The sequence below is a fragment of the Pseudoalteromonas sp. XMcav2-N genome (assembly GCF_024124545.1).
Taxonomy (GTDB): domain Bacteria; phylum Pseudomonadota; class Gammaproteobacteria; order Enterobacterales; family Alteromonadaceae; genus Pseudoalteromonas.
In genome coordinates this window covers 272,543-297,510 of record NZ_JAMXSF010000003.1, presented here as the reverse complement: position 1 = coordinate 297,510, position 24,968 = coordinate 272,543, and the positions used below count along the sequence as shown (strand labels likewise).

Annotated in this window: 15 protein-coding genes; 13 read left to right on the top strand and 2 right to left on the bottom strand. The window is 44.5% G+C overall.

What is annotated here, in order from left to right; all coding sequences use genetic code 11:
* Nucleotides 1-8 precede the first annotated feature (8 nt).
* The 13 genes from greA (at nt 9) to NH568_RS05855 (ending at nt 22,405) form a co-directional block, all read left to right on the top strand.
* On the top strand, nt 9-485 hold the full coding sequence (gene greA, locus NH568_RS05915) for a transcription elongation factor GreA (RefSeq protein WP_046003103.1): 477 nt from the start codon (nt 9-11) through the stop codon (nt 483-485).
* A gap of 130 nt (nt 486-615) precedes the next feature.
* Nucleotides 616-930, top strand: coding sequence for a TraR/DksA C4-type zinc finger protein (locus NH568_RS05910; protein ID WP_054017181.1), 315 nt, complete (start codon nt 616-618; stop codon nt 928-930).
* Between the two features lie 13 nt (nt 931-943).
* Nucleotides 944-1,195: a YdcH family protein gene (locus tag NH568_RS05905; protein WP_010386117.1), complete on the top strand. Its 252-nt coding sequence runs from the start codon at nt 944-946 to the stop codon at nt 1,193-1,195.
* 436 nt (nt 1,196-1,631) lie between these two features.
* The gene (locus NH568_RS05900) at nt 1,632-5,204 is read left to right on the top strand and encodes a hypothetical protein (RefSeq protein WP_253045568.1); all 3,573 of its coding nucleotides are present in this window, start codon (nt 1,632-1,634) and stop codon (nt 5,202-5,204) included.
* Nucleotides 5,186-7,249 carry a hypothetical protein gene (locus tag NH568_RS05895; RefSeq protein WP_253045566.1) on the top strand — a complete coding sequence of 688 codons (2,064 nt, stop codon included), beginning with the start codon at nt 5,186-5,188 and terminating at the stop codon, nt 7,247-7,249. The genes NH568_RS05900 and NH568_RS05895 overlap by 19 nt, the downstream gene beginning before the upstream one ends.
* A 142-nt stretch (nt 7,250-7,391) precedes the next feature.
* Nucleotides 7,392-9,773: a class I SAM-dependent DNA methyltransferase gene (locus NH568_RS05890; RefSeq protein WP_253045565.1), complete on the top strand. Its 2,382-nt coding sequence runs from the start codon at nt 7,392-7,394 to the stop codon at nt 9,771-9,773.
* Nucleotides 9,774-9,777: 4 nt separating this feature from the next.
* Nucleotides 9,778-11,064, top strand: coding sequence for a restriction endonuclease subunit S (locus NH568_RS05885; protein ID WP_253045563.1), 1,287 nt, complete (start codon nt 9,778-9,780; stop codon nt 11,062-11,064).
* A complete protein-coding gene (locus tag NH568_RS05880) occupies nt 11,065-12,477 on the top strand; it encodes a DUF262 domain-containing protein (RefSeq protein ID WP_253045560.1) in 1,413 nt (470 codons plus the stop codon).
* Nucleotides 12,470-14,458: a DUF262 domain-containing protein gene (locus NH568_RS05875; RefSeq protein WP_253045555.1), complete on the top strand. Its 1,989-nt coding sequence runs from the start codon at nt 12,470-12,472 to the stop codon at nt 14,456-14,458. The genes NH568_RS05880 and NH568_RS05875 overlap by 8 nt, the downstream gene beginning before the upstream one ends.
* A 38-nt stretch (nt 14,459-14,496) precedes the next feature.
* Nucleotides 14,497-17,568 (top strand): type I restriction endonuclease subunit R, encoded by a 3,072-nt coding sequence (locus NH568_RS05870; protein ID WP_253045550.1) that lies wholly within the window; start codon nt 14,497-14,499, stop codon nt 17,566-17,568.
* A 259-nt stretch (nt 17,569-17,827) separates the two neighbouring features.
* Entirely contained in the window at nt 17,828-18,124 is a 297-nt protein-coding gene (locus NH568_RS05865; protein WP_138550574.1) for a hypothetical protein, read from the top strand.
* A 635-nt stretch (nt 18,125-18,759) separates the two neighbouring features.
* Entirely contained in the window at nt 18,760-21,537 is a 2,778-nt protein-coding gene (locus tag NH568_RS05860; RefSeq protein WP_253045546.1) for a collagenase, read from the top strand.
* A gap of 169 nt (nt 21,538-21,706) precedes the next feature.
* Entirely contained in the window at nt 21,707-22,405 is a 699-nt protein-coding gene (locus NH568_RS05855) for a transporter substrate-binding domain-containing protein (protein ID WP_253045534.1), read from the top strand.
* Nucleotides 22,406-22,473: 68 nt separating this feature from the next.
* Here NH568_RS05855 and NH568_RS05850 read toward each other — a convergent pair whose 3' ends face one another.
* Both NH568_RS05850 and NH568_RS05845 read right to left on the bottom strand, forming a co-directional pair.
* On the bottom strand, nt 22,474-22,914 hold the full coding sequence (locus NH568_RS05850; RefSeq protein WP_253045530.1) for a VOC family protein: 441 nt from the start codon (nt 22,912-22,914) through the stop codon (nt 22,474-22,476).
* Between the two features lie 95 nt (nt 22,915-23,009).
* On the bottom strand, nt 23,010-24,968 hold the full coding sequence (locus tag NH568_RS05845; protein ID WP_253045526.1) for a pre-peptidase C-terminal domain-containing protein: 1,959 nt from the start codon (nt 24,966-24,968) through the stop codon (nt 23,010-23,012).

The following is a 24,968-nucleotide window of genomic DNA, read 5'->3' as shown; positions in this document are numbered from 1 at the left end:
GAGATACTATGCAATCAATTCCGATGACAGTACGAGGCGAAGAAATGCTTCGTGAAGAACTGAACCATTTAAAGAAAGTCGTCCGTCCTAAGATCGTTGCCGACATCGCGGAAGCGCGTGAGCACGGCGATCTGAAAGAAAACGCCGAATACCACGCTGCACGTGAGCAGCAGGGATTCTGCGAAGGCCGCATCCAGGAAATTGAAGCCAAACTGTCTACATCACAGGTTATTGACGTCACTAAAATGGCAAACAATGGCAAAGTGATCTTTGGCAGCACGGTGACCATAGTCAATGTTGATACAGACGAGGAAGTGACCTACAAGATAGTAGGTGACGACGAGGCAGACATTAAAAACAATCTGATCTCGGTTAACTCGCCAATTGCACGTGGTCTTATCGGAAAAGAACTGGATGATTCAGTGACCATTCAAACTCCAAACGGTAGCGTTGAATACGACATCATCGAAGTTGAATATGTCTAGATTTGTCTAACCTATAGCACCAAAAACCCGACCCAGTGTCGGGTTTTTTATTGCCCACTCCTTAACCTTGTGCCAGATCAAAGAGCCGCAAAAGCAGCGCGTTATGATGAGTTTAACAAAGGAGAACATCATGACTGCTGACCAATTAACGAGTTTTCTCAAATCCAAACAAAATGAACTGAGTCAACGGATAGCCGCCATTGAAGCCGATTTCAGAAAGGGCCGGTCGGCCAACTTTGCAGAGCAAAACACAGAGCGTGAAAACGACGATGTACTGGATGAAATTCATCAGGAAGCCAAGCAAGAGCTGGTCATGGTCAATCACGCGATACTGCGAATAGAGCAGGGCACCTATGGCCTGTGTCAGCACTGTGAAGAACAAATCAATCCGGAGCGTTTAAACGCTCTGCCTTACACAACGACTTGTATTAAATGCGCAAAATAGAAAGGACCGTATTATGACAATTGAAAAACATGATCTGCACCACGAATTTCCGGAATATAAAGACGAGATCCACCATCTGAAAATGAACGACGCACACTTCGCCCGTTTGTTTAAAGAATACCATGAGTGCGATCACGAAGTACATCGCATCGAAACCGGCGCAGAAAATACCTCTGACGCTTACCTTGAAACACTCAAAAAGCAGCGCCTTCACTTAAAAGATCAGCTGTTTTCTATTATTAAGAAAGCACAGACTGTTGCTTGATTCTCAAGTGCGCCCATCCGGGCGCACGCTTACAATGAGATTTAGGCCAGATAATTTAGAGGTTGTTATTATCACTTCATGACAGTATTAGCTGAATTTAATGACGAAAAAGCAGTTAAGACAATAACAAATCAATAGAGCAATCATAAACAAGGCTGTGCATCCAATAACCTGGAATTAATATCCTTTTAAGCTGGCTGATGAATCATCACAAAGCTCTACATTATATAACCTGTATTTATTCTTCTTTCTTCAGAGTGAAATGATCTAGATCATTATGTATCGAAGTCGAAGAACTTATCTAATTTACCCGTTACGTGGTGAAAATAAATATCGCAGTTTATTTTTTGTGTATATTTATTGTAAATTCATGGTAAGGGTTCAGTGTCATTGGATTGGTCATTGAGATATCACGCACTGCGTAGGGAGTATTAAATTGAATGTATCTATAGAAGCGTTTCGTCATTTTGATTTTCGGCTCATTCCTGAACCGTCGCCGCTTGATCTTGTCATTACTGAATCGCTCGAAAGTCACACTAAAGTTAATGGCTCCAAATCTGGCGCTTTGCTTCCACTACCGTTTCAGACTGGGATCGGAAAAACTTACACGGCATTAAACTTTTTGCTCCAGCAGATGCTTGCTCAAGTGCAAAATGAATTACAGGAAGAAAAGAGTGGTAGTAGATCCAAGCGTTTGCTCTATTACGTTACAGATTCAGTAGATAATGTCGTAAGTGCGAAAGCAGACTTGTTTAAGTTAATTGAAGAGCAAACAGTTAAGGGGCGACCTCGCTTCACTCTTGAACAACAAGACTACCTTAAAGCACAAATAGTCCACCTACCTAACCAGTCAGAGCAGTTGTTGCAATGTTCTGATGCTGTAATGAATGAAGTGTTGACAGGATTTGACTTGAACGCCGAGCGCGATGTTAAAGCAGAATGGAGCGCTATATCGGGCCTAAGGCATCATGCGAGCAAGCCAGAAGTTAAAGTTTCTTTAAGTCGTCAAGCCGGTTACTTTTACCGCAATTTAGTTGCCCGCTTGCAAAAGAAACAAAAAGGGGCCGATAGAATCTCGCTGAATGGCTCGTTACTGACCTCTGTTGAAGCACTTCTGCCGGGAGAAAAAATCCGCAATGGAAGCGCTCATGTTGTTTTCTTAACGACGAGCAAGTTTCTGAAAGGCTTCCACAATACCCGCTCGCGCTACAGTCCATTACGCGATTTAAGTGGTGCGGCGCTTATCATTGATGAAATTGATAAGCAAAATCAAGTCATCCTTTCCGAACTGTGTAAACAACAAGCGCAGGACTTAATTTGGGCTATAAGAACTCTGAGAGCAAACTTTCGAGATCACCAACTTGAGAGTTCGCCTCGCTACGACAAGATTGAAGACCTGTTTGAACCACTGCGTGAGAGACTCGAAGAGTTTGGCACCAAGTGGAACCTAGCGTTTGCGTTTAATACGGAAGGACCTAACTTGAATGAACGACCTGTTCGGTTGTTTTCAGATAGAAGCTTCACGCATGTAAGCAGTGCCACTCATACGCTGTCATTAAAATCAGATCTATTGAGGCAGAAAAATCTCATATTTAGTGATGAGAAAGTGGAAGGTTCTCTCATTGAAAAAAATGGGCTTTTAACCCGCTTTGTCAATGAAGCGGATGTTATATACCAGTGGTTTCTTGGCACTATGCGTAAAGCCGTATTTCAGTACTGGGAGAACGTTCGTAGCCTTGAAATTGAAGGGCGCGAAAATAGAAGCCTAGAAGGAACGTTTCAAGAAGCCGTTCAATCCCTGCTTACTCACTTTAACCTACAAGAATTTGAGTCTGCTGTTTACGAGTCTTTTGATACTAGGGGGCTGCGGCAATCAGCGGGTGGACAAGCGAGCAAGTTGAGTTCTAGCAAGAGCTACCATCATACCGGAATGAAACTTGTTGAAGTCGCCCATAATCAGGGGACTCGCGATACCGTAAATTGTAAAGCGTCATTCTTAAATCTTTCACCATCGGGTGTCTTGGCGGATATGGTTGATGCCGGAGCTGTTATTCTCGGTATAAGTGCAACAGCGAGAGCTGATACCGTAATACATAACTTTGATTTTAAGTACTTGAATGAGCGTTTGGGTAAAAAGCTTCTATCTTTGTCTAGGGAGCAAAAGCTGCGGGTAAATGATTATTATCATAGTAAGCGCAACTATAAAGATAATGGTGTGGTTTTAAAGGTTAAGTATCTTAATAGTCGAGATGCGTTTCTTGATACTTTGTTAGAAGAATATAAGCCGGAGGCTCGCTCAAGCCACTTTATCCTAAATCACCATCTCGGTATTGCTGAGTCAGAGCAGGCATTTGTTCGGAGCTGGCTGTCTAAGCTCTTAGCGAGTATTAAAGCGTTTATGTCAGTTCCTGATAATCGTTATATGCTGTCGCTGTTAAACCGTACTCTTGATACAACACGTCAGGATATTAATGAATTCATCCAGTTTTGCTGTGATAAATGGGCGATAGAATTTAATGTTCCAACCAAGACATATTTTGGCGTGAACGCTGATTGGATGAGGTTAGTTGGCTATGATGAAATTTCCAATCACCTAAACACAGAAGCAGGGAAAGTCGTTGTGTTCAGTACATATGCTTCAATGGGTGCTGGTAAAAACCCTGATTATGCAGTCAATTTAGCGTTGGAAGGTGGAAGCCTAATATCCGTTGCCGATGTTACTTATAGCACCCAGCAGCGAAGCGATATAGACAGTATATATCTTGAAAAACCTACTCAGCTAATGTTGTCAGATGATTATTCGCATACTGCTAACCAGCTTTGTCAGTTTCACCAAATCTTATCTTTGCAAGAGAACGGAGAGTTGTCGCCGAAAAGTGCTGAAAGCTGGTGTCGTCAGCAACTTATGGGCATGAGCAGAGAGCGCTCTTTACAGCAATATTACCAAACAAGTGACTACCAAAGCGCGGTAAGGAAATACATTGAACAAGCGGTAGGAAGAGCCGGGAGAACATCTCTGAAACGAAAACAAATTCTCTTGTTTGCTGATTCCAGTTTGAAAGAAATTCTGGCGGAAGAGAGTAGAGACCCAAGCTTGTTTTCGCACGAATATGTTGCTTTGGTTGATAAAGCGAAATCAGCTAATGAGCCTTTAGTTGAGGACAGGGTTGTTCGACGTTTGTTTAATCTTGCCCAACGAAACAACAAAGACGGTATTCAGTCAGTCAAGGCCCTAGTTCGTCGTCTACATAATCAACGTGCATCTGATAATGATATTCAAGAGTGGCAAGACATTAGAACTCAGTTACTTCGCTCTCCTACGATTGCCTCTCAACCTGCCCGATTCAATCGATTGTACTTACAGTCTATGACCAAAGGGTATTACCGTTACCAGGGTAATTTAGATGGTGACCCGAATGCCTTCGAGTTCTTTGATAGAGTGCCTACTGGCGATATGGTTTCTGAGGAAGCATGCAGCCTAGCTACGTTAGTTCAGAACCAATATGTGAGGCCTTGGTTTGAACACAAAGGTTTTGCCTGTTCGTGGCAAAAAGAAGCGTATGTGATGACGCCAGTTATGTTTACCAACATTTATAAGGGAGCATTGGGCGAGCAAGCGGTAGAGGCGGTGCTAACAGCATTCGATTTTATCTTTGAAGAAGTTCCAAATTCTATTTACGAGCGATTTGATAATAGAGTCAAATTTGCAGGGGTTGAGCAACCGATCTGGCTAGACAGCAAATACTGGAAGCATGAAGGTAATGAAAGCAGCGAAGATTACAGTTCGAAAATTTCATTGGTAGAAGAAGAGTTTGGACCTTCGAAGTTTGTTTACGTGAATGCGTTAGGGGATGCCTCAAAGCCGATTAGATATTTGGACTCGTGCTTCGTAGAAACCTCACCACAGTTAGCTAAAGTTATTGAAATTCCGGCACTAATTGATGATAGCAATGCCGACACCAACCTAACCGCAGTACAGGAGTTGATAAAATGGTTACACAACAGCTAGAACCTTCCTCACACGGTCCTTTATCAACCTTAGCGGAACAAATATCCATTGACACTGATTGGGTTGATAGAAGCTTCGCGATTTACTGTGTCAGTTATAAAGGAATAGACTTCTCAGAACGACCTAAGCGTTTAGTAACATTAGCGTCTGAAATCTATAAGTCAGGAAGTGTTTATTGCTTAGTCAAAGGTGCCAATAAAGAAGCGTGTTATTGGGTGCTGTTAGCAAAGGACGCCAAATTAGACCTCAAAGACACGTCTTTGGCTATCAAACCAGTTAATGCTGTCGAGCTACCTACATGGCAATTGGCCCGTTTACTGATCAAAGCGATACCAAAAGTATTGAGTGGCACTACGCCAGAGATAAAGCGCTTTGAAAGTGAGGGTTTGTATTATCTAGTCAAAAGCAAAAAGTTACCGAAAGGCCATTCTGGCTATGAATTAACGACCGTGGAAATCGACTTAGCACCATGTGCAGCACTTGGATTCAAACAAACACTTTCAATGGGTACTAAAACATTTTCTCCCTTGTCTTGGTTTACGCTAGAGAACGGAGAGATACAAAAAAAGGCAAGGTCTGCTATACGTTATCAACTTGATGAAGTGGGGATGTTGGTCAGCAAATCCATAAAGGGCGACTACATCAAGAAGCCGCTTTACTCTAATGCGAAGAATCGAATCCAGGCGATTGATATTACTAAAGAGTCTTATAGCGGTTTTCAACTATCTAAGGTCGGAATTCTTGAACAATTCATGCGAGATTTGAAGCAAGCTTATGGTGACTCAGTTGCGGTGAAGTTGCAGCGGATTCCCGGAGAAAAGCATAGATTTGTTTCAGATACGATTGTCAAAAATCACTATGTCGGTCTGTTTGATGCGTTGAAAGAGCATCGTTTGGTGGTCTGTGATTTAACCGAAAGCAAAGATACTGACGCTGCATTAACCTTGCTTCATGGTATCGAACATCTAGATATAAACGCAGAAATAGCTGAAGTTCCGATTTGTGGGGCACTGAATATCCTAATTGTTGGTAATAAAGACACCTACAAGTCAGCTGAAGAAGATCCGTACCAGGTTTATCGCAAAAAGTACCAAGACACAGTTTTTCAATCGTGTTACCCAGAGCGCTTATGGAATCGTCAAGGCCAGCCAAACCGACACGTGGTGGAAGTGCTGTTAAAAGAACTACTTATCAAGCTAGAAGTTCATACAAAAAAGCATTTGATTGAATACCCAAGAAGCCCTGAAGGATGTGTATATTACATGCCTCATCGACCGCAAGGCGAATTTTCAGAGGTGCGAGATGGGCCGTGGCCAGTGTATGCGTCTAAGTTAGTGGGCGATGAATGGCAATATATACAAGCGACTCAAGAGGAGCTTGAAGATATTGAACTCGATTTAGGTAATGATAAATGGCAAGTATTTCAAGGATTCCAACGTTCCCCTTATATTTATTGGCCGGAGACGGGGGACTATGCCATTTTCATTGATACGGGTATTCAAATGCTGCCGGAATTTGAAGCGGTTGCGGAGCGATTGCGTGAGCTTAAAAAAGGACGAGCCCAAGATGTCCCGATTGCATTGTTGACTCAGTTCATTGAAGAAAACCCAGAGAGTAAAGTAATCAACAAACTGAGAGCGATATTGTCTGAGTGGGATGATACGACCCCTCTACCGTTTGATGAGTTTTCGACAATTGCATACAAAAGCAATGATGAAAAACAATTCTATGATTGGCTGCGCGAACAAGGATTCTTCTTAAAAACATCGATGAGAGGACAAAGTGACGGGTTCTTTAATGCATCTTTAGGTTTCTTCTATAACCGAGAGCAGGGTATGTACTTTGCTGGTGGCAAAGGCAGCCCACAGAGCAAAATAGAAACTTTTAGCCATTTATACCTAATAAAACATTCGTTTGATGCACTACCTGAAGAGGTAGAAAACTTGTTTGACGTTTATCACTTAAGGCATCGTTTACCAACTGTAACGCCTTATCCTTTTAAGCATCTACGTGAGTATATTGAGATGCAGCGTTTTAAATCTTGATGGTAGGCCAAACTAAGGAGCTAGTAGCGAGCAGAAACCAATGTTTTATTCGCTACTAGCGTCAAAAGTCAGTAAAATCCTGCCCAAATACCCCTATTGTTATTGTTTGAATTTCAAGCAACTATCATTTAAGAAGAATATTATGGACCACTCAGTACATAACAAACTCGTTTCATTTATCTGGTCGATTGCCGACGACTGCCTTCGTGATGTCTATGTTCGTGGTAAATACCGCGACGTTATCTTACCTATGGTGGTGCTACGCCGTCTGGATACGCTTTTAGAGCCTTCAAAAGAAGCAGTATTGGAAGAAGTTAGATTCCAAAAGGAAGAGATGAATGAAACTGAGCTTGATGATGCGCCATTATGTGCAGCATCAGGTTATGTGTTTTACAACACTTCCAAGTGGACCCTCCAAACGCTATTCAGTACTGCGACCAACAACCAACAGATTCTGCTGGCTAACTTCGAAGATTACCTCAACGGTTTTAGCAACAACGTAAAAGAGATTGTTGAGTGTTTTAACCTGAGAGCTCAAATCCGCCACATGGCGGGGAAAGACGTTCTGCTAGATGTGGTTGATAAATTTGTCTCGCCATACATCAACTTAACGCCAGAGGTTAAAGAAGATCCTGAGGGCAACAAACTACCGGCGCTCAGTAACCTTGGTATGGGTTATGTTTTTGAAGAGTTGATCCGTAAATTCAACGAAGAGAACAACGAAGAGGCAGGTGAGCACTTTACTCCGCGTGAAGTTATCGAATTGATGACGCACCTTGTCTTCGATCCAATCAAAGATAACTTGCCCCTTTCAATCACAGTGTATGACCCTGCATGTGGTAGTGGCGGTATGCTGACAGAAACACAGAACTTTGTTGAAGAGAAGTATCCGGCATCGAACCGTGATATTTACCTCTACGGTAAAGAGATTAACGATGAGACTTACGCCATCTGTAAGTCAGATATGATGATCAAAGGTAACAACCCTGAAAACATCCGTGTTGGCTCAACCCTTTCTACCGATGAATTCTCATCAGAGCGCTTTGACTTCATGCTTTCTAACCCACCTTACGGTAAGAGCTGGGCGAGTGAGCAAAAACACATCAAAGAAGGCAAAGAAGTCGTTGATGGTCGCTTCAAAGTGAAGTTAAAAGATTACTGGGGTGTTGAGTCAGAACAAGATGCAACCCCTCGCTCCAGTGACGGTCAGTTACTGTTCCTGATGGAAATGGTCACTAAAATGAAGTCGCCTCAAGTTAGCCCATTAGGTTCACGCATTGCGTCTGTTCACAATGGTTCAAGCTTGTTTACCGGTGATGCGGGTAGTGGTGAAAGTAATATTCGTCGTTTCATCATCGAAAATGACATGCTGGATGCGATTGTTCAGTTGCCAAATAACCTGTTCTACAACACGGGTATTACTACGTATATCTGGCTTCTAAATAACAACAAGCCTGAAAGCCGCCAAGGCAAGGTGCAGCTGATTGACGCTAGCTTGCTGTTCTGTAAGTTGCGTAAGAACTTGGGTAACAAAAACTGCGAGTTCTCGCCAGAACACATTGCGGAAATTGTCTCGACCTATCTAGATAATCAAACCGTTGAGCGTGCCATCGACGCGAAAGGTGATTCGGTGGGTATTGCTGCTCAAGTCTTCAAGAACCAAGATTTTGGTTACCACAAAGTGAACATTGAGCGCCCAGATCGCCGTAGTGCTCAATTCCGCGCAGACCTAATTGAACCGCTACGTTTTGAAAAATCACTGCGTGAAGTGATGGAGTACTTGTACGCCGAATATGGCGAGCAAGTCTATGACGCTGGGTTTGTTAAAGGGATTGAAAAAGAGATCACTAAGTGGTGTGAAGAAAACGATATCAGCCTAAACAAAGCAGCGAAAACCAAGTTGCTGGATACGAAAAACTGGATTAAACAGCGCACACTGGTTAATTCAGCGAGTCAATTACATAGCAAGATTGGTGATGAAGTTTACAACGACTTTAATCAGTTCAAACAATTGGTAGATGCAGAGCTTAAATCACTCGGTCTTAAACTCGCGGCAACTGAGAAAAAAGCCATTGTTGATGCGGTAAGCTGGTATGACGAAAGCGCAGAAAAAGTCATCAAGAAAGTCGCCAAGCTTAAGCAAGACAAGTTAGATGACTTGCTAGCAAACTACGAATGTGAACTGCAAGACTTGTCAGATTTCGGTTACTACCCAACGGGCAATCACAATGAATTCGTGACTTATGAGTCAAGCTCAGATCTGCGTGATAGCGAATCCGTGTCACTTGAGCAAAGCATTTACCAATACTTCCTTGATGAAGTAAAACCGCACGTAGATGAAGCTTGGGTAAATTTAGAATCAGTCAAGATTGGTTACGAAGTCAGCTTTAACAAGCACTTCTACCGTCACAAACCACTGCGCTCAATGGATGAAGTGGCTAGCGATATTATTGCGCTTGAGCAAAAAGCGGAAGGTTTAATTGCTGACATTCTTGGTATCTCTGTAGCTAAGGTTCAAGGGTAAGCGAATGACAGATACGATGATTAAGCGTATGTCCAAGTATGAGTCTTATAAAGAGTCCAATGTTGATTGGATTGGCAAAATCCCTAAAGAATGGGACGTTGTTAGACTAGGTGGTTTGTTTAGAGAACGTCGAACAAAAGTTTCTGATCTTGATTTTCCAGCATTGTCGGTGACCAAAAAAGGTATATTACCGCAGTTGGATAGTGCTGCTAAGACAAAAGATGGTGATAATAGAAAGCTAGTGAAGTGCGGGGACTTCGTTATCAATAGTAGATCAGACCGTAAAGGCTCTAGTGGTGTGTCAGACAGAGATGGCTCCGTGTCGTTGATTAATATTGTTTTAGAGCCTCAGAAAATTGAAGCGACATTCTGTCATCATTTACTAAAAAGTAATGCTTTTATAGAGGAATACTACAGAGTTGGTAGGGGGATCGTTGCTGACCTGTGGACAACAAGATATGACGAAATGAGGACGATAAGTCTTGCGTTACCGTCTAAAACGGAGCAAGTAGCAATTGCCAGGTTCCTTGATGAAAAAACAGCACAAATCGATGAAGCCATCGCAATCAAACAAAAGCAAATTGATCTGTTAAAAGAGCGCAAGCAAATCATCATTCAGCAAGCTGTAACGCAAGGTTTGAACCCTGATGTGCCAATGAAAGATTCTGGTGTGGATTGGATAGGAGAAATTCCTGAACACTGGGGGATTGTAAGATTTAAGAACCTATTCACTCAGAGTCGACTACCAGTACGCAAAGGAGATGGTGTTGTTACTTCTTACAGGGATGGGCAGGTCACTTTACGCTCGAACCGCCGTGTAGGTGGGTACACTGAAGCAATCTTGGAAGGTGGCTATCAGGGCATCAGAAAAGGGCAACTGGTTCTTAACTCAATGGATGCTTTTGAAGGCGCTATTGGTGTTTCAGACTCTGATGGAAAATGTACACCTGAATACGTGATATGTGACCCTATCAATAGTGTTAACGTATCACAGTATTATTTTGCCTACTTACTAAGAGAAATGGCTCTTGCTAAGTATATTCAGGTTATTTGCAATGCAGTTCGTCAACGTGCCGTGCGAATTCGTTACAATAACTTAGCGCCTTTGTTTATGGTGGTTCCTCCTGTAAAAGAGCAGGAAGATATAGTGTCTTTTATTGAAAAAGAATCAGCAAAGTTAGATGCGGGTATCAAGCATCTAAATGAACAGATAAGTAAACTAAAAGAATACAAAACTACCCTAATCAACAGCGCCGTTACAGGTAAAATCAAAGTGACGGAGCTGGCATAAATGGCGGTTGTTGTTGCCAGTTGCACACTGGAAAATCTGTTTTCTGCTGTGCCGATTTTAGCTTCTGACGGTAAGGTTGAAAAATACGTTCACGGGATGCTTGCCATCCCTGAATATCAGCGCCCATATCGCTGGAATGAAGAGCAAATCACACGCTTGTTGAATGACTTTAAGCTTCATCAGCAAGATCTAGCTGGTAAACCTGACGCAGAACATTGCCCATTTTACTTGGGCAGTGTCATTTTGCATCAACAAGGCAGCAATCTTAATATCATCGATGGTCAGCAACGCCTTACCACAATGGCGTTGATTTCCCACTTAGCAAATAAACACTCTGACCTTGAGCTGGTTTATGAATCCCCTGAGAGCCAACAGCAAATCAAACATAACCTTGGTTGGCTGTATAAGCATGAGGCTTCATTGGCTGATATCGATTTTGCGCAAATCAACATCACCTTGGTAGTGACAGACAGCGAAGATGAAGCCTACCGATTTTTTGAAACCCAAAACACGGGCGGGGTGCGTTTAGCAGGGCCTGATATTATCAAAGCTCACCATCTGCGAGCCGTTGATGAGAAAGACAAATCTGCGGTAAACACCTTTGCTACTCGTTGGGAAGCGCTGGGGGATTTAAACCCTGTTGTTGATATTTTGCTGCGTGGTCGCTATTGGCAATACCTTAACTTCCGAGACTACCCGCTTCACAACCAAACTCAGCAAGTGCGTAATAGCATTGTTACCGAGCTGGCAGAGCAAACAGGCAAAGGCGACGATATTGCATTTGGCAGAATTGCTCGTACTTACATGCCAAATGGCGGTGAGAGCTTGGCTCAGCCTCAAGTCGGCTATGAACTGCGCCAGCCGTTAAATAGTGGTGCCAATACCATTCACTATTTGCAGTATTTTGAGCAGCTGCGCCAAACCTACTTGTTGAATAATACAGCGCAAGGTGAGCTTGCTGGCTTTTACGAGTTTTATCAAAAGCTGGTCTGCAAACTTGATGGCTGCGGCTATCTTAAACAGCTCTATGACGCATGCCTGTTGCTCTACATCAGTCAGCATGGGCAGCGAAGCCTAGAGGTAGCAGCGAAAAAACTTTTCCGCGTGGTTTATTCTCGTAGAGTAGAGAACCAGAAAGCAGTAAAGGAGAAATCGGTTCCTGCTTTTGCCAAAGAAACCCCAGTGCTGGATTGGATTGCAATGAGCTATACCCCAGAGCAGTGTTTTGCACAGTTAGATAGTTTCAAGTTGTCGGTCGACAAGAGTGGCTTTGACAAAAACAGCGTTAAAAAACGTTTCGTCGAAAAAGTATCTCAATACTTTGGCCTGGATATAGAAAAGCAAGATTATGCCAATCAATTTGGCCCTGCATTTAGCCAGCACATCTCTGCGTTAGGAGTAAAACATGGGTGATCATTTATCAGTGCAAACTGAGCTTTTGACGCTCGAGAAAATCTACACCGAAAACTACCAGTTTTCTATTCCTAGCTATCAGCGTCCTTATGTCTGGTCAGACGATGATGTCTTACTGCTGTTCAGAGATATTAAAGAAGCGTGTCGATTAAAAGAGCCAAACTATTTTATCGGCACCATCCTGTCGTCTCGCATTGAACAAGATGGAGAGCGGATCTATGAGTTGATCGATGGCCAGCAGCGCACGACAACGCTAATGCTCATGACCATTGCCTTTAAATACGCAGGCATTAAATCTGATCTTGCAGGGCTTGCTGTTTATACATCGAGTGATGGTGAAGATAAGCCACGTCTCCAATTCTCAATTCGCGAGCAAGTTCAGCAGCTTTTGGGTGGCCTAGCGGGGCTAAATAACTATCAAGTGCCGTCTAAGGAAACGATCGCCGACAATGCTTATTTGAAACAGATGGGCGTGGCGTTAGATGTATTGACCAAAGAGGTAGAGAAACTCAAATCAGATGATGAGGTGAGTGCCGAAGCCATGGGGGATTACCTCTACCGCCAAGTTCAATGGGTAAATAACATTGTGCCAACACAAATGGACTTAAACCGATTGTTTGCCACCATGAATACCGCTGGCATTCAGTTGGAACAAGCGGACATTTTAAAGGCGAAGCTCTTCAAGCACATTCATACTGACAAAGCACAGTATGATGCAATGTGGGTGGCGTGTGAGCACCTGGAAAACTATTTTGAACGCAATGTACGCAAAGTATTCCCTAATGCTGATTGGTACCATATTGAACCCGAACATTTGGCGTCTTTTGATGCTGAACGCTTCGCTGCAAAAGATGAAACGTCAGAGGCGTTACCTGGCTTGTCGATTGCTCAGTTAGCGTCACAAGTTAAAGCAAGTTCAATTCCTGATAACACCGAGCAAGAGAAGTTTGAAACCTACGATTTGGATGTTGAAACAGTTTACTGTCGCCCAATCATCAAGTTCCCGCTGTTATTGATTCACGCTTACCGAGTCTACTTGGCGCTTAATGATCATAATGATATTGAGCCACGTCTGCATAGTGATCGCTTGTTGGAGATATTCGAGCCACTTATCAATGGTGATGAGCAATCGGTAAAGCTGTTTATCGAAACGCTATGGCAGGTTCGCTACCAGTTTGACCGTTGGGTTGTGAAATGGGTTGAACGTGACGATGCGACAGATGCGCAGCTTGGTTTAACGTATCAATCTCGCAGCAAGTCTAATGACACTTACTACATCAACCGAACGCAGAAAGAGTTAAGTGACATTGTTCTTTTGCAAAGTGTTCGCAACTTTACCGGTGAGCGCAGCGCTCAGTATTGGTTAACGCCATTTCTTTCAGGCTTGATCCGTTCGAGTATCATACAAGACTCTGAGGCGCTAGAGCTGCTAGAAAATATCGACAACAAAATGTCACTATCAATCGATACTCAGAAAGAGGCAAGCTTTGCAATGGCTGAGGGCTTGGAGCCTAACTACCAGAGTTGGCAATCACAATCGACGTACTTTGAACAGTCGTTAGGGACGAGTTTCGAGCACTACTGGTTTCAAAAGCTTGAATATTTGATTTGGAAGCAAATGAAGGTTTCAGAATCTTCGTTGACTAATGAAGAATTGAAGAAGTTTAAAAAGTACCGAATTACGTCCAAAAATTCAGTAGAACATGTTCATCCTCAAAATGATGAATATAACAATAGGTTAGACTGTAAAACGTTAAATTCATTTGGTAATTTAGTGCTACTTAGTCCTGGTGAAAATTCTTCTTACAGTAATCAAGACGTTGACAAAAAGCGTATCGATTTTGATAAGAAGCACCATTTCGACGCACTGAAACTAAGAGAAATATTTGGTGCTAAAGGCCAGGGTTCATGGGGTAAACAGCAGATAGATGAACATCTAGAGGACATGATGACTGTTTTTGAACAGCACTACGAACATTAATAAAGACTCTGAATAATCAAAACAAACAACGGGAATTTATGGTTAGTAAAACAAATGAGCAGGCACTAGAGGCCGCAATAGAAAAAGGTTTAGCCGGTATTTGTAAAGAAGAGCTAGCGTTGGGTGAAGCACCGCTTAATTACAATAACGCGCTTTATCTTATTGGCTCTCCAAGTGACTTTGACAAACAGTATGCTTTAGATATCCGTTTGTTTTGGCAGTTTCTCGAAGATACCCAAGCGAGTGAGCTAGAAAAGCTCAAACGCACCAGCCCTCACGATTGGCAGAGAAAGATCCTTGAGCGCTTTGATCGTATGATCAAGCGTCATGGTGTATTGCGGCTATTGAAAAAGGGGCTAGACGTTGATGACGCGTTTCTAACGTTAATGTATCCAGCACCTCTCGCAAGTAGTTCTGAGAAGATAGAAAAAGATTTCGCAGCCAACTTGTTTAGCGTGACTCGCCAAGTTTGTTATTCCAATGCAAACCCATTGGAAGAGATCGACATGGTACTTTTCATCAATGGTATTCCGCTGATTACTCTTGAACTTAAAAACCATTGGACGGGACAAAATGCTGCTTATCATGGTCAGAAACAGTACCGAGATGATAGAGACGCTAACCAACCTCTGTTGAATTTCGCACGTTGTTTGGTTCATATGGCGGTTGATACCGATGAAGTCTATATGACGACCAAATTGGCAGGTAAAAAGACATTCTTCCTACCGTTCAATAAAGGCTTCAATCTAGGCAAAGGAAACCCGACTAACCCATATGGCCACAAGACGGCTTACTTGTGGCAAGAGGTGTTTCGCAAAGAAAGCATCGCTAATATTATTCAGCACTTTGTTCGCCTTGATGGCAGCAGCAAAAAGCAGTTGGACAAACGAACTTTGTTCTTCCCTCGATACCACCAAATGGATGTCGTACGTCGCTTGGTTGATCACTGCTCAGTTAATGGTGTTGGGCAAACCTATCTGATACAGCATTCAGCGGGTTCAGGTAAGTCTAACTCAATTACATGGGCTGCATATCAGCTCATTGAAACTTATCCTATCAGCGATGATCTACCAGGGAGTAGAGGAAAAGAAGTGCCTCTATTTGATTCGGTCATCGTTGTTACTGACCGTCGATTGCTCGATAAGCAGCTACGCGACAATATTAAAGAGTTCTCCGAAGTGAAGAACATTGTTGCGCCTGCGTTTAAATCGTCTGAGCTAAAGTCAGCATTAGAGAATGGCAAGAAAATCATCATTACCACCATTCAGAAGTTTACATTCATTATTGATGGTATTGCAGATTTAAGTGATAAGCGTTTTGCCGTCATTATTGATGAGGCCCACAGCTCTCAGTCAGGCTCCGCTCATGACAATATGAACCGTGCAATGGGCAAGAGGGAAGTGGCAGAGCTGGAAGATGCTCAGGACAAAATCCTACAGGCAATGCGCTCTCGTAAGATGCGTGGAAATGCCTCTTATTTTGCTTTCACTGCAACGCCCAAAAACACCACTCTAGAAAAGTTTGGTCAGCGACAAGCGGACGGAACTTACGCTCCTTTCCATTTGTATTCGATGAAACAAGCGATCGAAGAAGGGTTCATCCTCGATGTTATTGCCAACTATACGACTTATAAGAGTTATTACGAGATTGAAAAATCAATCCAAGATAACCCTGAGTTCGATAGTAAAAAAGCGCAGAAGCGTTTGCGAGCGTATGTAGAGGCAAGCCAAGAAACCATAGATACGAAAGCCGAGATCATGCTTGAACATTTTCTCAAACATGTGATTAACGGTAAGAAGCTAAAAGGCAAAGGCAAGGGCATGGTGGTGACTCAAAATATTGAGTCAGCTATCCGCTACTATCGAGCGTTAACTAGGCAACTCGATAAGGTGGGTAACCCATTTAAAGTTGCCATTGCCTTCTCTGGCACCAAAGAAGTTGATGGAATTGAATACACTGAAGCAGATCTCAATGGCTTCCCAGAAGGTGATACCAAAGATTACTTTGATGTGAACTACAAGCGTAAGGATTCGGACTCCCCAATTCCTAAGCATGTAGATCAAGATACTTTTCGTTTGTTGGTCGTGGCGAATAAGTATTTGACAGGTTTTGATCAACCGAAGCTTTGTGCCATGTATGTGGACAAGAAACTGGCGAGTGTACTGTGTGTGCAAGCGCTGTCTCGTTTGAACCGTTCAGCACCAAAGTACGGTAAGAAAACGGAAGATCTGTTTGTGTTGGATTTCTTCAACTCAGTGGATGATATAAAAACCGCATTCGACCCTTTCTATACATCGACAACGCTTTCTGAAGCGACAGATGTCAATGTTCTTCATGAGCTAAAAGATGATATGGATGGCACTGGTGTTTATGAGTGGTTTGAAGTTGAGGAATTCAACAAGCTTTTCTTTGAAGGAAGAGATGCTCAGGACCTAAGCCCAATCATTGACATAGCAGCTGCGCGTTTTAACCACGAGTTAGAACTTGAGAACGAATTTAAAATCGATTTCAAAGTGAAAGCCAAGCAGTTTGTGAAAATCTACGGTCAGATGGCATCTATCATGCCTTATGAGGTCGTTCAGTGGGAAAAACTGTTCTGGTTTTTGAAGTTTTTGATTCCGAAGCTTTCCGTCGAAGACCCGGATAAAGAAGCATTAGACTCGTTACTAGATTCCGTCGATTTGAGCTCTTATGGATTACAAAGGGTTAAGCTTAACCACTCCATCGAGCTAGATGACTCTGAAACTGAGTTAGATCCTCAAAACCCGAACCCGCGTGGGGCACATGGCGCTGAAAGTGAGAAAGACCCGTTAGATGAGATCATCCAAATCTTTAACGAACGTTGGTTTCAAGGTTGGAGCGCAACCCCAGAAGAGCAACGAGTTAAGTTTGTGAATATTGCTGATAGCATCCGAAATCACCCAGACTTCGAAGCTAAATACCAAAACAACGCAGACCCTCATACTCGAGAGCTAGCGTTTGAGAAAATGTTGAAAGAAATCATGCTTCGACGCCGTAAAGACGAATTAGAACTCTACAAGCTGTTTGCCCAAGACCCAGCTTTTAAAGCGTCTTGGACGCAAAGCATGCAACGTATGGTAGGGATGTAAAAGCCTCTATATTAAAAAAAGCTTTATTAAATAACTTACCCTGGGAATAAATTGATTCACAAAAAAGTTTGAATTTTTCAGTTTTTGACCAGAAATTAGAAGCCTAAGTGTGAACAATGAGTATTATAAACCGTTGCTTAACTTAACACATGCGCCCATCTGGGCGCACACCTTCATACTTTGAAACGATTTGTCATACTCCTCTGGACCCAGCTTTGTTACACTTCCTGCATCATAGTTATCGCATATAGGAAGTATTATGTTTTCTTTAATCAAAGGGTTACTGTTTAAGTCACTGAAAAACCAGGCGGGCCGAAAGGTGGCTGATGCTGTTGTTGAAAAATGTGTTCAGCAGGGCATGGAGTATATGCGAGGGCGTGGCGTTGAGGGACAGCGGCAGGGCAGTGATCTGGATGGATTGATCGTCGGGCTGAATAACCTGACGGCAAAGCGGCTCCCCGATGGTCAATATCCGATCAGATTAGAGCATCGGACTCTGATAGTCACGATTGAGCATTATGGCATAGTGTCTATCACTGAATTACATAACAATTAACCTGCGCAGAGTGATGGGCGGCTAACTCTTTCTTCAGCCGCATTATGTGCTGTTTTAGCGCGGCACTCAGATGATGAATGGTTGCCAGGGTCTTGAGTGGGCTTAGTAGCAGCGCCTGACTGGCAAAAGCGCATCAATTCAGGCACTGTCTGCACTTAGCTAATCTTACAAGCTGGATACTGTCACAGATTTCATCGTTTCTTTCCCTATACAGATCTGTATGGCAATGAATGTTCTATTTTTCACGCTTATTGGCGGTGCTACACGTTAACTATATGGGTACACCTGCCTTTAGTCTATTGCTTTTCACTTTTGCTTCTCACCGCATTGTCATACAGCTTGGTTAACAGGTTGCTGATAACTGCAAAACTGTACAGCCGGTTTGTTGATGTTTTTGCTATATATTTTTGGTTCATTGGGCGGTTTTTCGAACAACAAACAGGGCAAGCGCACTCTTTTTTCTGTCACATAACCGCTAACTTTCTGACTTAAATGAATAAATAATGCTTAAAAGGAAAAGTAAGGAGGCATATTCAATAAAATTATATAAATTATATTGTATACATAGTGAAATCGGTGTTAATAATATGTCACCTCTTATGGGGTTTGGATACACATTTTAATAAGGTTACATTATGAAAATAAAAGCAATACTCGCTGCGCTTCCCTTGCTATGCACTAGCGTGCAGGCAACGCAGCAACAAGTTGAGAGACAATTTAAACCACTGAACGCTGCCGATTTACAGTTGGCTCATGGCGACGAAGGTCATAACCACACTGCACAAGACAATGCACCAACAGCAGCCCGTGACTCTGTAATGCATTCGCATTTGCCGGTAGCAATGCACTTGGCTTCATCACAGGTCGATGTGGCAAGCAGTTGCGACCTGGCGGCTTTTGCCAATGCCAGTGCATCCACGATTGTTGCGCAAGTCTCCGGACAGGGGGCAAGTTGTGTCAATGATCTGTTCAGTGCACCTTCTGATACCCAGGTTGCCACCTTTACAACCGCAAAAATGCTGGCCGTCGCTGCGCAGGCAAAGACCTTGTCTGTGAATTATTCAGGGACTGGCAGTGCCGATCTGGAAGCGTTTTTCTTGTTTATTCGGGCCGGTTTTTACGTCGAGTTTTATAATGACTCAGTTACCTTCGACGGCAGTGTGCAAACTGCGGTGAAAGGCGCGCTGGATGCGTTTGTGGCCAATAGCCATTTCTATGACAACAACGATGCGCATGGCGAGGTACTCAGCGAGGTGATCACCACCATGGATTCTTCCGAGCTTCAGCATGTTTATCTGCCAGTCGTGAAAGCCTGGTTGTCGCGCTGGAGCGAAAGCTATGCGACCAGCTGGCATATGCGTGGCGCGGTGAATGGCATATTTACCATTTTATTTCGTGGTCAGTGGAACAGTGATTTTGTTGCGCTAGTCGGTAAAGATGCAGAACTGGTGAGTTTACTGGCTAACTTTACCAAACAAAGCTGGATGCTGGGGTCGGATGCTGAATTCATGATCATTAACGCCGGCAGAGAGCTTGCCAGGCTCAAGAATTATACAGGAACATCAATCCAGCCAGCCGTCGATACAGCCCTGAAAACTCTGTTCTCTACCTACCAGAGCTATGGTTATGGTGATGGGATCTGGCTTGGTGCCGCTGATATCGCGACCTATTACGCGGATTGTAATGATTTCGGGATCTGTGGGTTTAAAGAGGAGCTGATTGGTAAAGCGTTGTCGCAGAGCTATCAGTGTAGCAGCACTATCCGTATTCGCTCTCAGGAGATGACACAGGCGCAGCATTTGTCTGCCTGTGACACCATGGCGGCAGAAGAGACGCGCTTTCATACCATGCTCGAAACCAATCAAACACCCGTCGCCGATGATAATAACACCATGCTGCAGGTTAATATCTTTAACAGCAGCGCAGATTATAAGAAATATGCGGGTCCGATATTTGGTATAAACACCGACAACGGTGGAATGTATCTGGAAGGGGACCCGAGTGTTGTCGGTAACCAGGCAAACTTCATCGCTTATGAAGCCAGCTATGCTAAGGCTGATCACTATGTGTGGAATCTGGAGCACGAGTATGTGCATTACCTCGACGGACGATTTGACCTGTATGGCGACTTTAATGCCCCAACGGAGGCCATTGTCTGGTGGAGCGAAGGGGTGGCAGAATATGTGGCCAACCTGAATGACAATCAGGATGCCATAGATACGATAAAAGACGGCAGTACCTATCAGTTGGGTGAGATCTTTGAAACCACCTATGACGGCTTTGATCAGGACAGGATCTATCGCTGGGGTTATCTTGCTGTGCGCTTTATGATCGAAACACACAAAGATGAAGTGAATGCCATGCTGGGAGAAACCCGGGTCGGTAACTGGAGTGCTTATAAGGCGCGCATGAATAACTGGGCTGCGCAATATGGCAACGAGTTTACCCGGTGGACGCAACAACTGGCAGGCGATACAAATCAGGCGCCGACAGCGGTTATAAATGGTCCTTATCAGGGCACAGCCGGCGCATCTGTGCGTTTCAGCAGTCAGGGCAGCTCAGATCCGGAAGGACAGTCTCTAAGCTATGCGTGGCAGTTTGGAGATGGCGCGCAAAGCACACAAGCGGACCCAGTTCATACGTACCAGGATGCCGGTAGCTACACGGTTACACTCACTGTGACTGACAATCAGGGGCTGGCACATCAGGTGACAACGCAGGCAACGATCAGTGCAGATCAGGGGATTGTTGAGTTACAAAATGGCAAGGCTGTGCGTGTTGCCGGTGCTCAGGATGAACTGACATACTTTAAAATTCAGCTTCCGGCAGGCGCAACGGACTTAACCGTCAGTACCAGTGATGGCAGCGGAGATGTTGATTTATATCTGCGTCACGCGCAGCAACCTACACTGGATACCTACGATTGTCGGCCTTATGTTGGTGGCAATGCTGAGCGTTGTGACGTTGCAACACCAAAAGCAGGTGAGTATTACATTATGCTCAGGGGCTACAATGCATATGCCGACGTTAACCTGATTGCCAGCTATACCGCGCCGGTAGCGGCTTTACCTGATACCTGTGTGACTCAGGGGAGCGTGTCTGGCGGGCGGCTGTCAGAGGGCGTTGCTGTGTGTATGGGCAGTCAGGATCCAATGTGGTTTAGTCTGGAAAACGTCAGTGGCCAGCAGAGCATTCGAATCGAAACAGCCCATGGCAACGGTGATCTGACACTGGAGTACAGTAATCAGGGGTGGCCGAACGACAATAATGTTGAGGCCGGATCTTACCGGACAGGTAACAGTGAGTGTATTAACCTGAGTGATCAAAGCCAGTATTGGGGATACCTTAAGGTCAGTGGCGCGCCTGTCGGTGCGACTGTGCAAGTGACCTATAACGATGGGTGGTGTAATTAACCGTTAAGAGAATTTAACCAATGTGCTTGAAGGTTGGGGAGACTGGCTCTAGATTTAAAGAGTCTTCTCAGCCTTTTTATGGCAGTCATTTGTGAAAATAAACCCGTTGATAGTCAGCTTCATCTTAACCCTTTTCAGTGTGCTTTTACCCGTTTATGCAGCTGAACGAATGAATATATTCGTCTATCACAACAAGCCCCCTTACATCATGGATCAGGCAGAGCAACAAGGTTTGTACTTTGACTTTGTGGCATTACTTAACGCCTCGCAGTCTCACACTCGCTACAAACTGGTGTACTTGCCTCGCAGACGTATCGAGCGGGATCTCAATGAACAGACCTTAAATGGTGCGGTACTGGGAGTGCATCCCGTCTGGTTTAAAGACCCGGACAAGACTCGCTACTTATGGAGTGAGCCACTGATGTACGATACCGATGAGTTTGTATCCTGTGCCGAAAATCCCTTTGAATATGATGGGGTGGCCTCAATGAGCAATAAAAAGTTTGGTGGCATTTTGGGTTATCACTACTTTCGTACAGTCAAACCGGTCAGCGCAGGGGTGTTGGAGCGGGTCGATGCCAACAGTGAAGAAGGCTTGCTGGAGCTGGCGTTGCGCGAACGTGTGGACTTTGCCATTGTGAGTCGTTCCACACTTAACTACTTTATTCAAAAGAACCGCTGGCAGGAGCATTTCCATTTGTCTAAACAGCCGCATGAGTCTTATTACAGAGCCATGCTGGCACCTCCACAGCTGCAATCACAGTTTGAACGTTTAGTTACCACATTAAATGAGGCGAGCTTTCGCAGTAAACTGACTCAGCTTTTGAGTCGTTATCAGATTGATGCCGGCCCCGCCACCGCGAAGTAGCGAAGTGACAGCGTTTTGACTGGCTTCGATACTTCGCGACCTGTATACCTTGACTGAAACGGCGATGTTTACCAGCTGCCGGTGTTTTCCATGCTCAGCCAGGGCTCTTTTGGTGGTAACGGCTCGCCCTGTTGTAATAGCTCAATCGAGATACCGTCGGGAGATTTAATAAAGGCCATATGCCCACATCTTGGTGGCCGGTTTATGGTGACTCCCGCAGCCTGGAGCTTGTCACACAGAGCGTAGATGTCTTCAACAGCAAAGGCCAGGTGACCAAAATTGCGCCCGCCACTGTACTGCTCTGTATCCCAGTTGTAGGTCAGTTCAATGGTCGGTGAAAAGCTGGTTTTCGCTTCATCCAACTGTGTGGGTGCTGCCAGATAGACCAGAGTAAAGCGCCCGGCTTCACTGTCTTTACGTTTAACTTCTACTAATCCCAACAGATTACAGTAAAAGTTTAAAGATGCATCCAGGTTTTCAACCCGAACCATAGTGTGCAGATATTTCATAAAATTGCCCCTGTTTGTTCAGGTGTCAAAGATAAGGGCAGATGAGTAAAAATCAAGGAGAGTAGGGTGATTACTCTCCTTGTTGCGTCAGACTATCAATACTCTGCGGTTAATGTCACGCCGCTGAAGTCTTTATAGGCTTTGACGGAAATATGCCAGATGCCCGTTTGAGGTTGCGTTTGTGTACAGGTTTCCGTATTACCATCTTCATAGGGGCGGCAATCGTATCGAGAAGAGGTAGGCTGCGCACCAAAACGCACATAAAGATCGGCATCACCAGTGCCGCCAGAGGTGCTCACGGTGAGCTTAGTGGCACTGGCAGGTACGTCAAAGGTTTTGTGGATCCAGCTTCCTGCTGTTGCACTTAACCCGCTCCATACTTGCTTATTGCCATCGCCCGGTGGTGTACCCAGATCGTATTGGCCGACTAATGATACGCCCGAGAAGGCTTTGTAACCGCGGACAACAATATAATAGGTACCCGCCTGTACGTTGCTGATGGTACAGGTTTCATTATTGCCATCTTTATATGGGCGGCAATCATATGTTGAGGTTGTTGGCTTTTGCGCAAAACGTACATACAGGTCGGCATCACCATTACCGCCACTCATAGTAAAGCGCAAATTGCTTGCGCCCTCTGGCACAACCATAGTGAACACCTTTTCACTGTCGGCACTGCCTGCGAGGTTACCGACCGGCTGGCCATTTTGTAGCTCATTGCCCGGGTCAACCGGACCACTGTCTCTGTCGATAATTGAAAGCGAATTGGCGGCGCGCTTGAGCGTCATGGTTTCTCCAAGCTCACTGGCATACCACCAACTGATATTGGCAGGCAGAGCAAGGGCGTCGGCAGTGCGTTGTTCACGTGTGAGTGTATCAGCACCGGCAGTAAACTGAGCCGTTTGCACTTTCATGCTGTCCGCAGTCACACTTAATACTTTAAACTGCTGAATACTGGCTAAATCAATAGTCCAGCTTTTCGGGTCGTTGGCTGAACGAGCGGGGGCACCCCAGCTACCTTCACCTACATACACGGTGCCGCCGGTAGTGGTTTTGGTAAATCCGGATCCTGAAGGTTGCAACGCTTCGGTCAGCTTATTGATGTGTGTATCAGATTCAACGACCAGGTTCATTCCATGCTGATAGAACAAGTCTGCCCACCAGGTATGCAAAATAGTATTGTCCGATTTCCCTGAGTAATGTGGGTACATAGGCTTGTGATACTGAGCAATACGCCATTTGGTGCCGGCACCATTGCTTTGCAAGTCTTGTTTAAGCCAATTGTTCATGGCGGTTGCATAGCTAGACCAGCCACTGTCTTTGTATTGGCTGTTTAAGGTATAGACGCGTAGCAGGTTCGCGATGTTAAAGGCGCCGTAACTATCTTTATTGGTACAGGCACCGTCTTGGTCATAATCAACCCCAAAAACCTGACACAAGGTTTTAAAGTTGTCGTCTTCATGGTTACCAAAGGTGGCAACAAACGGGTAGATGCGTTTGTAGCTTTGCCCATCGATAACGTCATCAGAAAAGGTCAGCTGCCAGTCTTTGAGGTACTCACGCATTTCCTGGGCTGAATTGGCATTGGTATAATCGCCACCATGCATAATAAACAGAGGGCGGATCTTGGCTATCAGTGCATTGCCTTCACGTCGTGTTGTCCAGCCTGTTCGAGTGTCTCCGCCCGCGACCGCAACAAACCCTGTGGTGGTGTCTGGCGCCGTTTTAAACCACATCCGCTGACCACAGCCCGCGTTGCCGCACACCCGATAGTAGATGGCTGTGTTGGCACTGAGCCCTGTCAGTGTGACGAACTGGCTGTTGAGACTACCATCAAAAACGGCGGTTGCGGTGGGCTGCTTTACCTGCCAGTTTTGTTCATTCGTGGTGGTACCATATTTGACAAAATGTCCGCTTCCACTTGTGGGTGTAAAGCCCACCGTGGCCTGATGACTGGGATCGGTATCCCAGATTAAGCGGTGATAGTCACTGGCACTGTATGCAGCTGAGGTAAATAAGCTTACGGTAGTGAGGCCTGCTAAAAGCACTCTCAT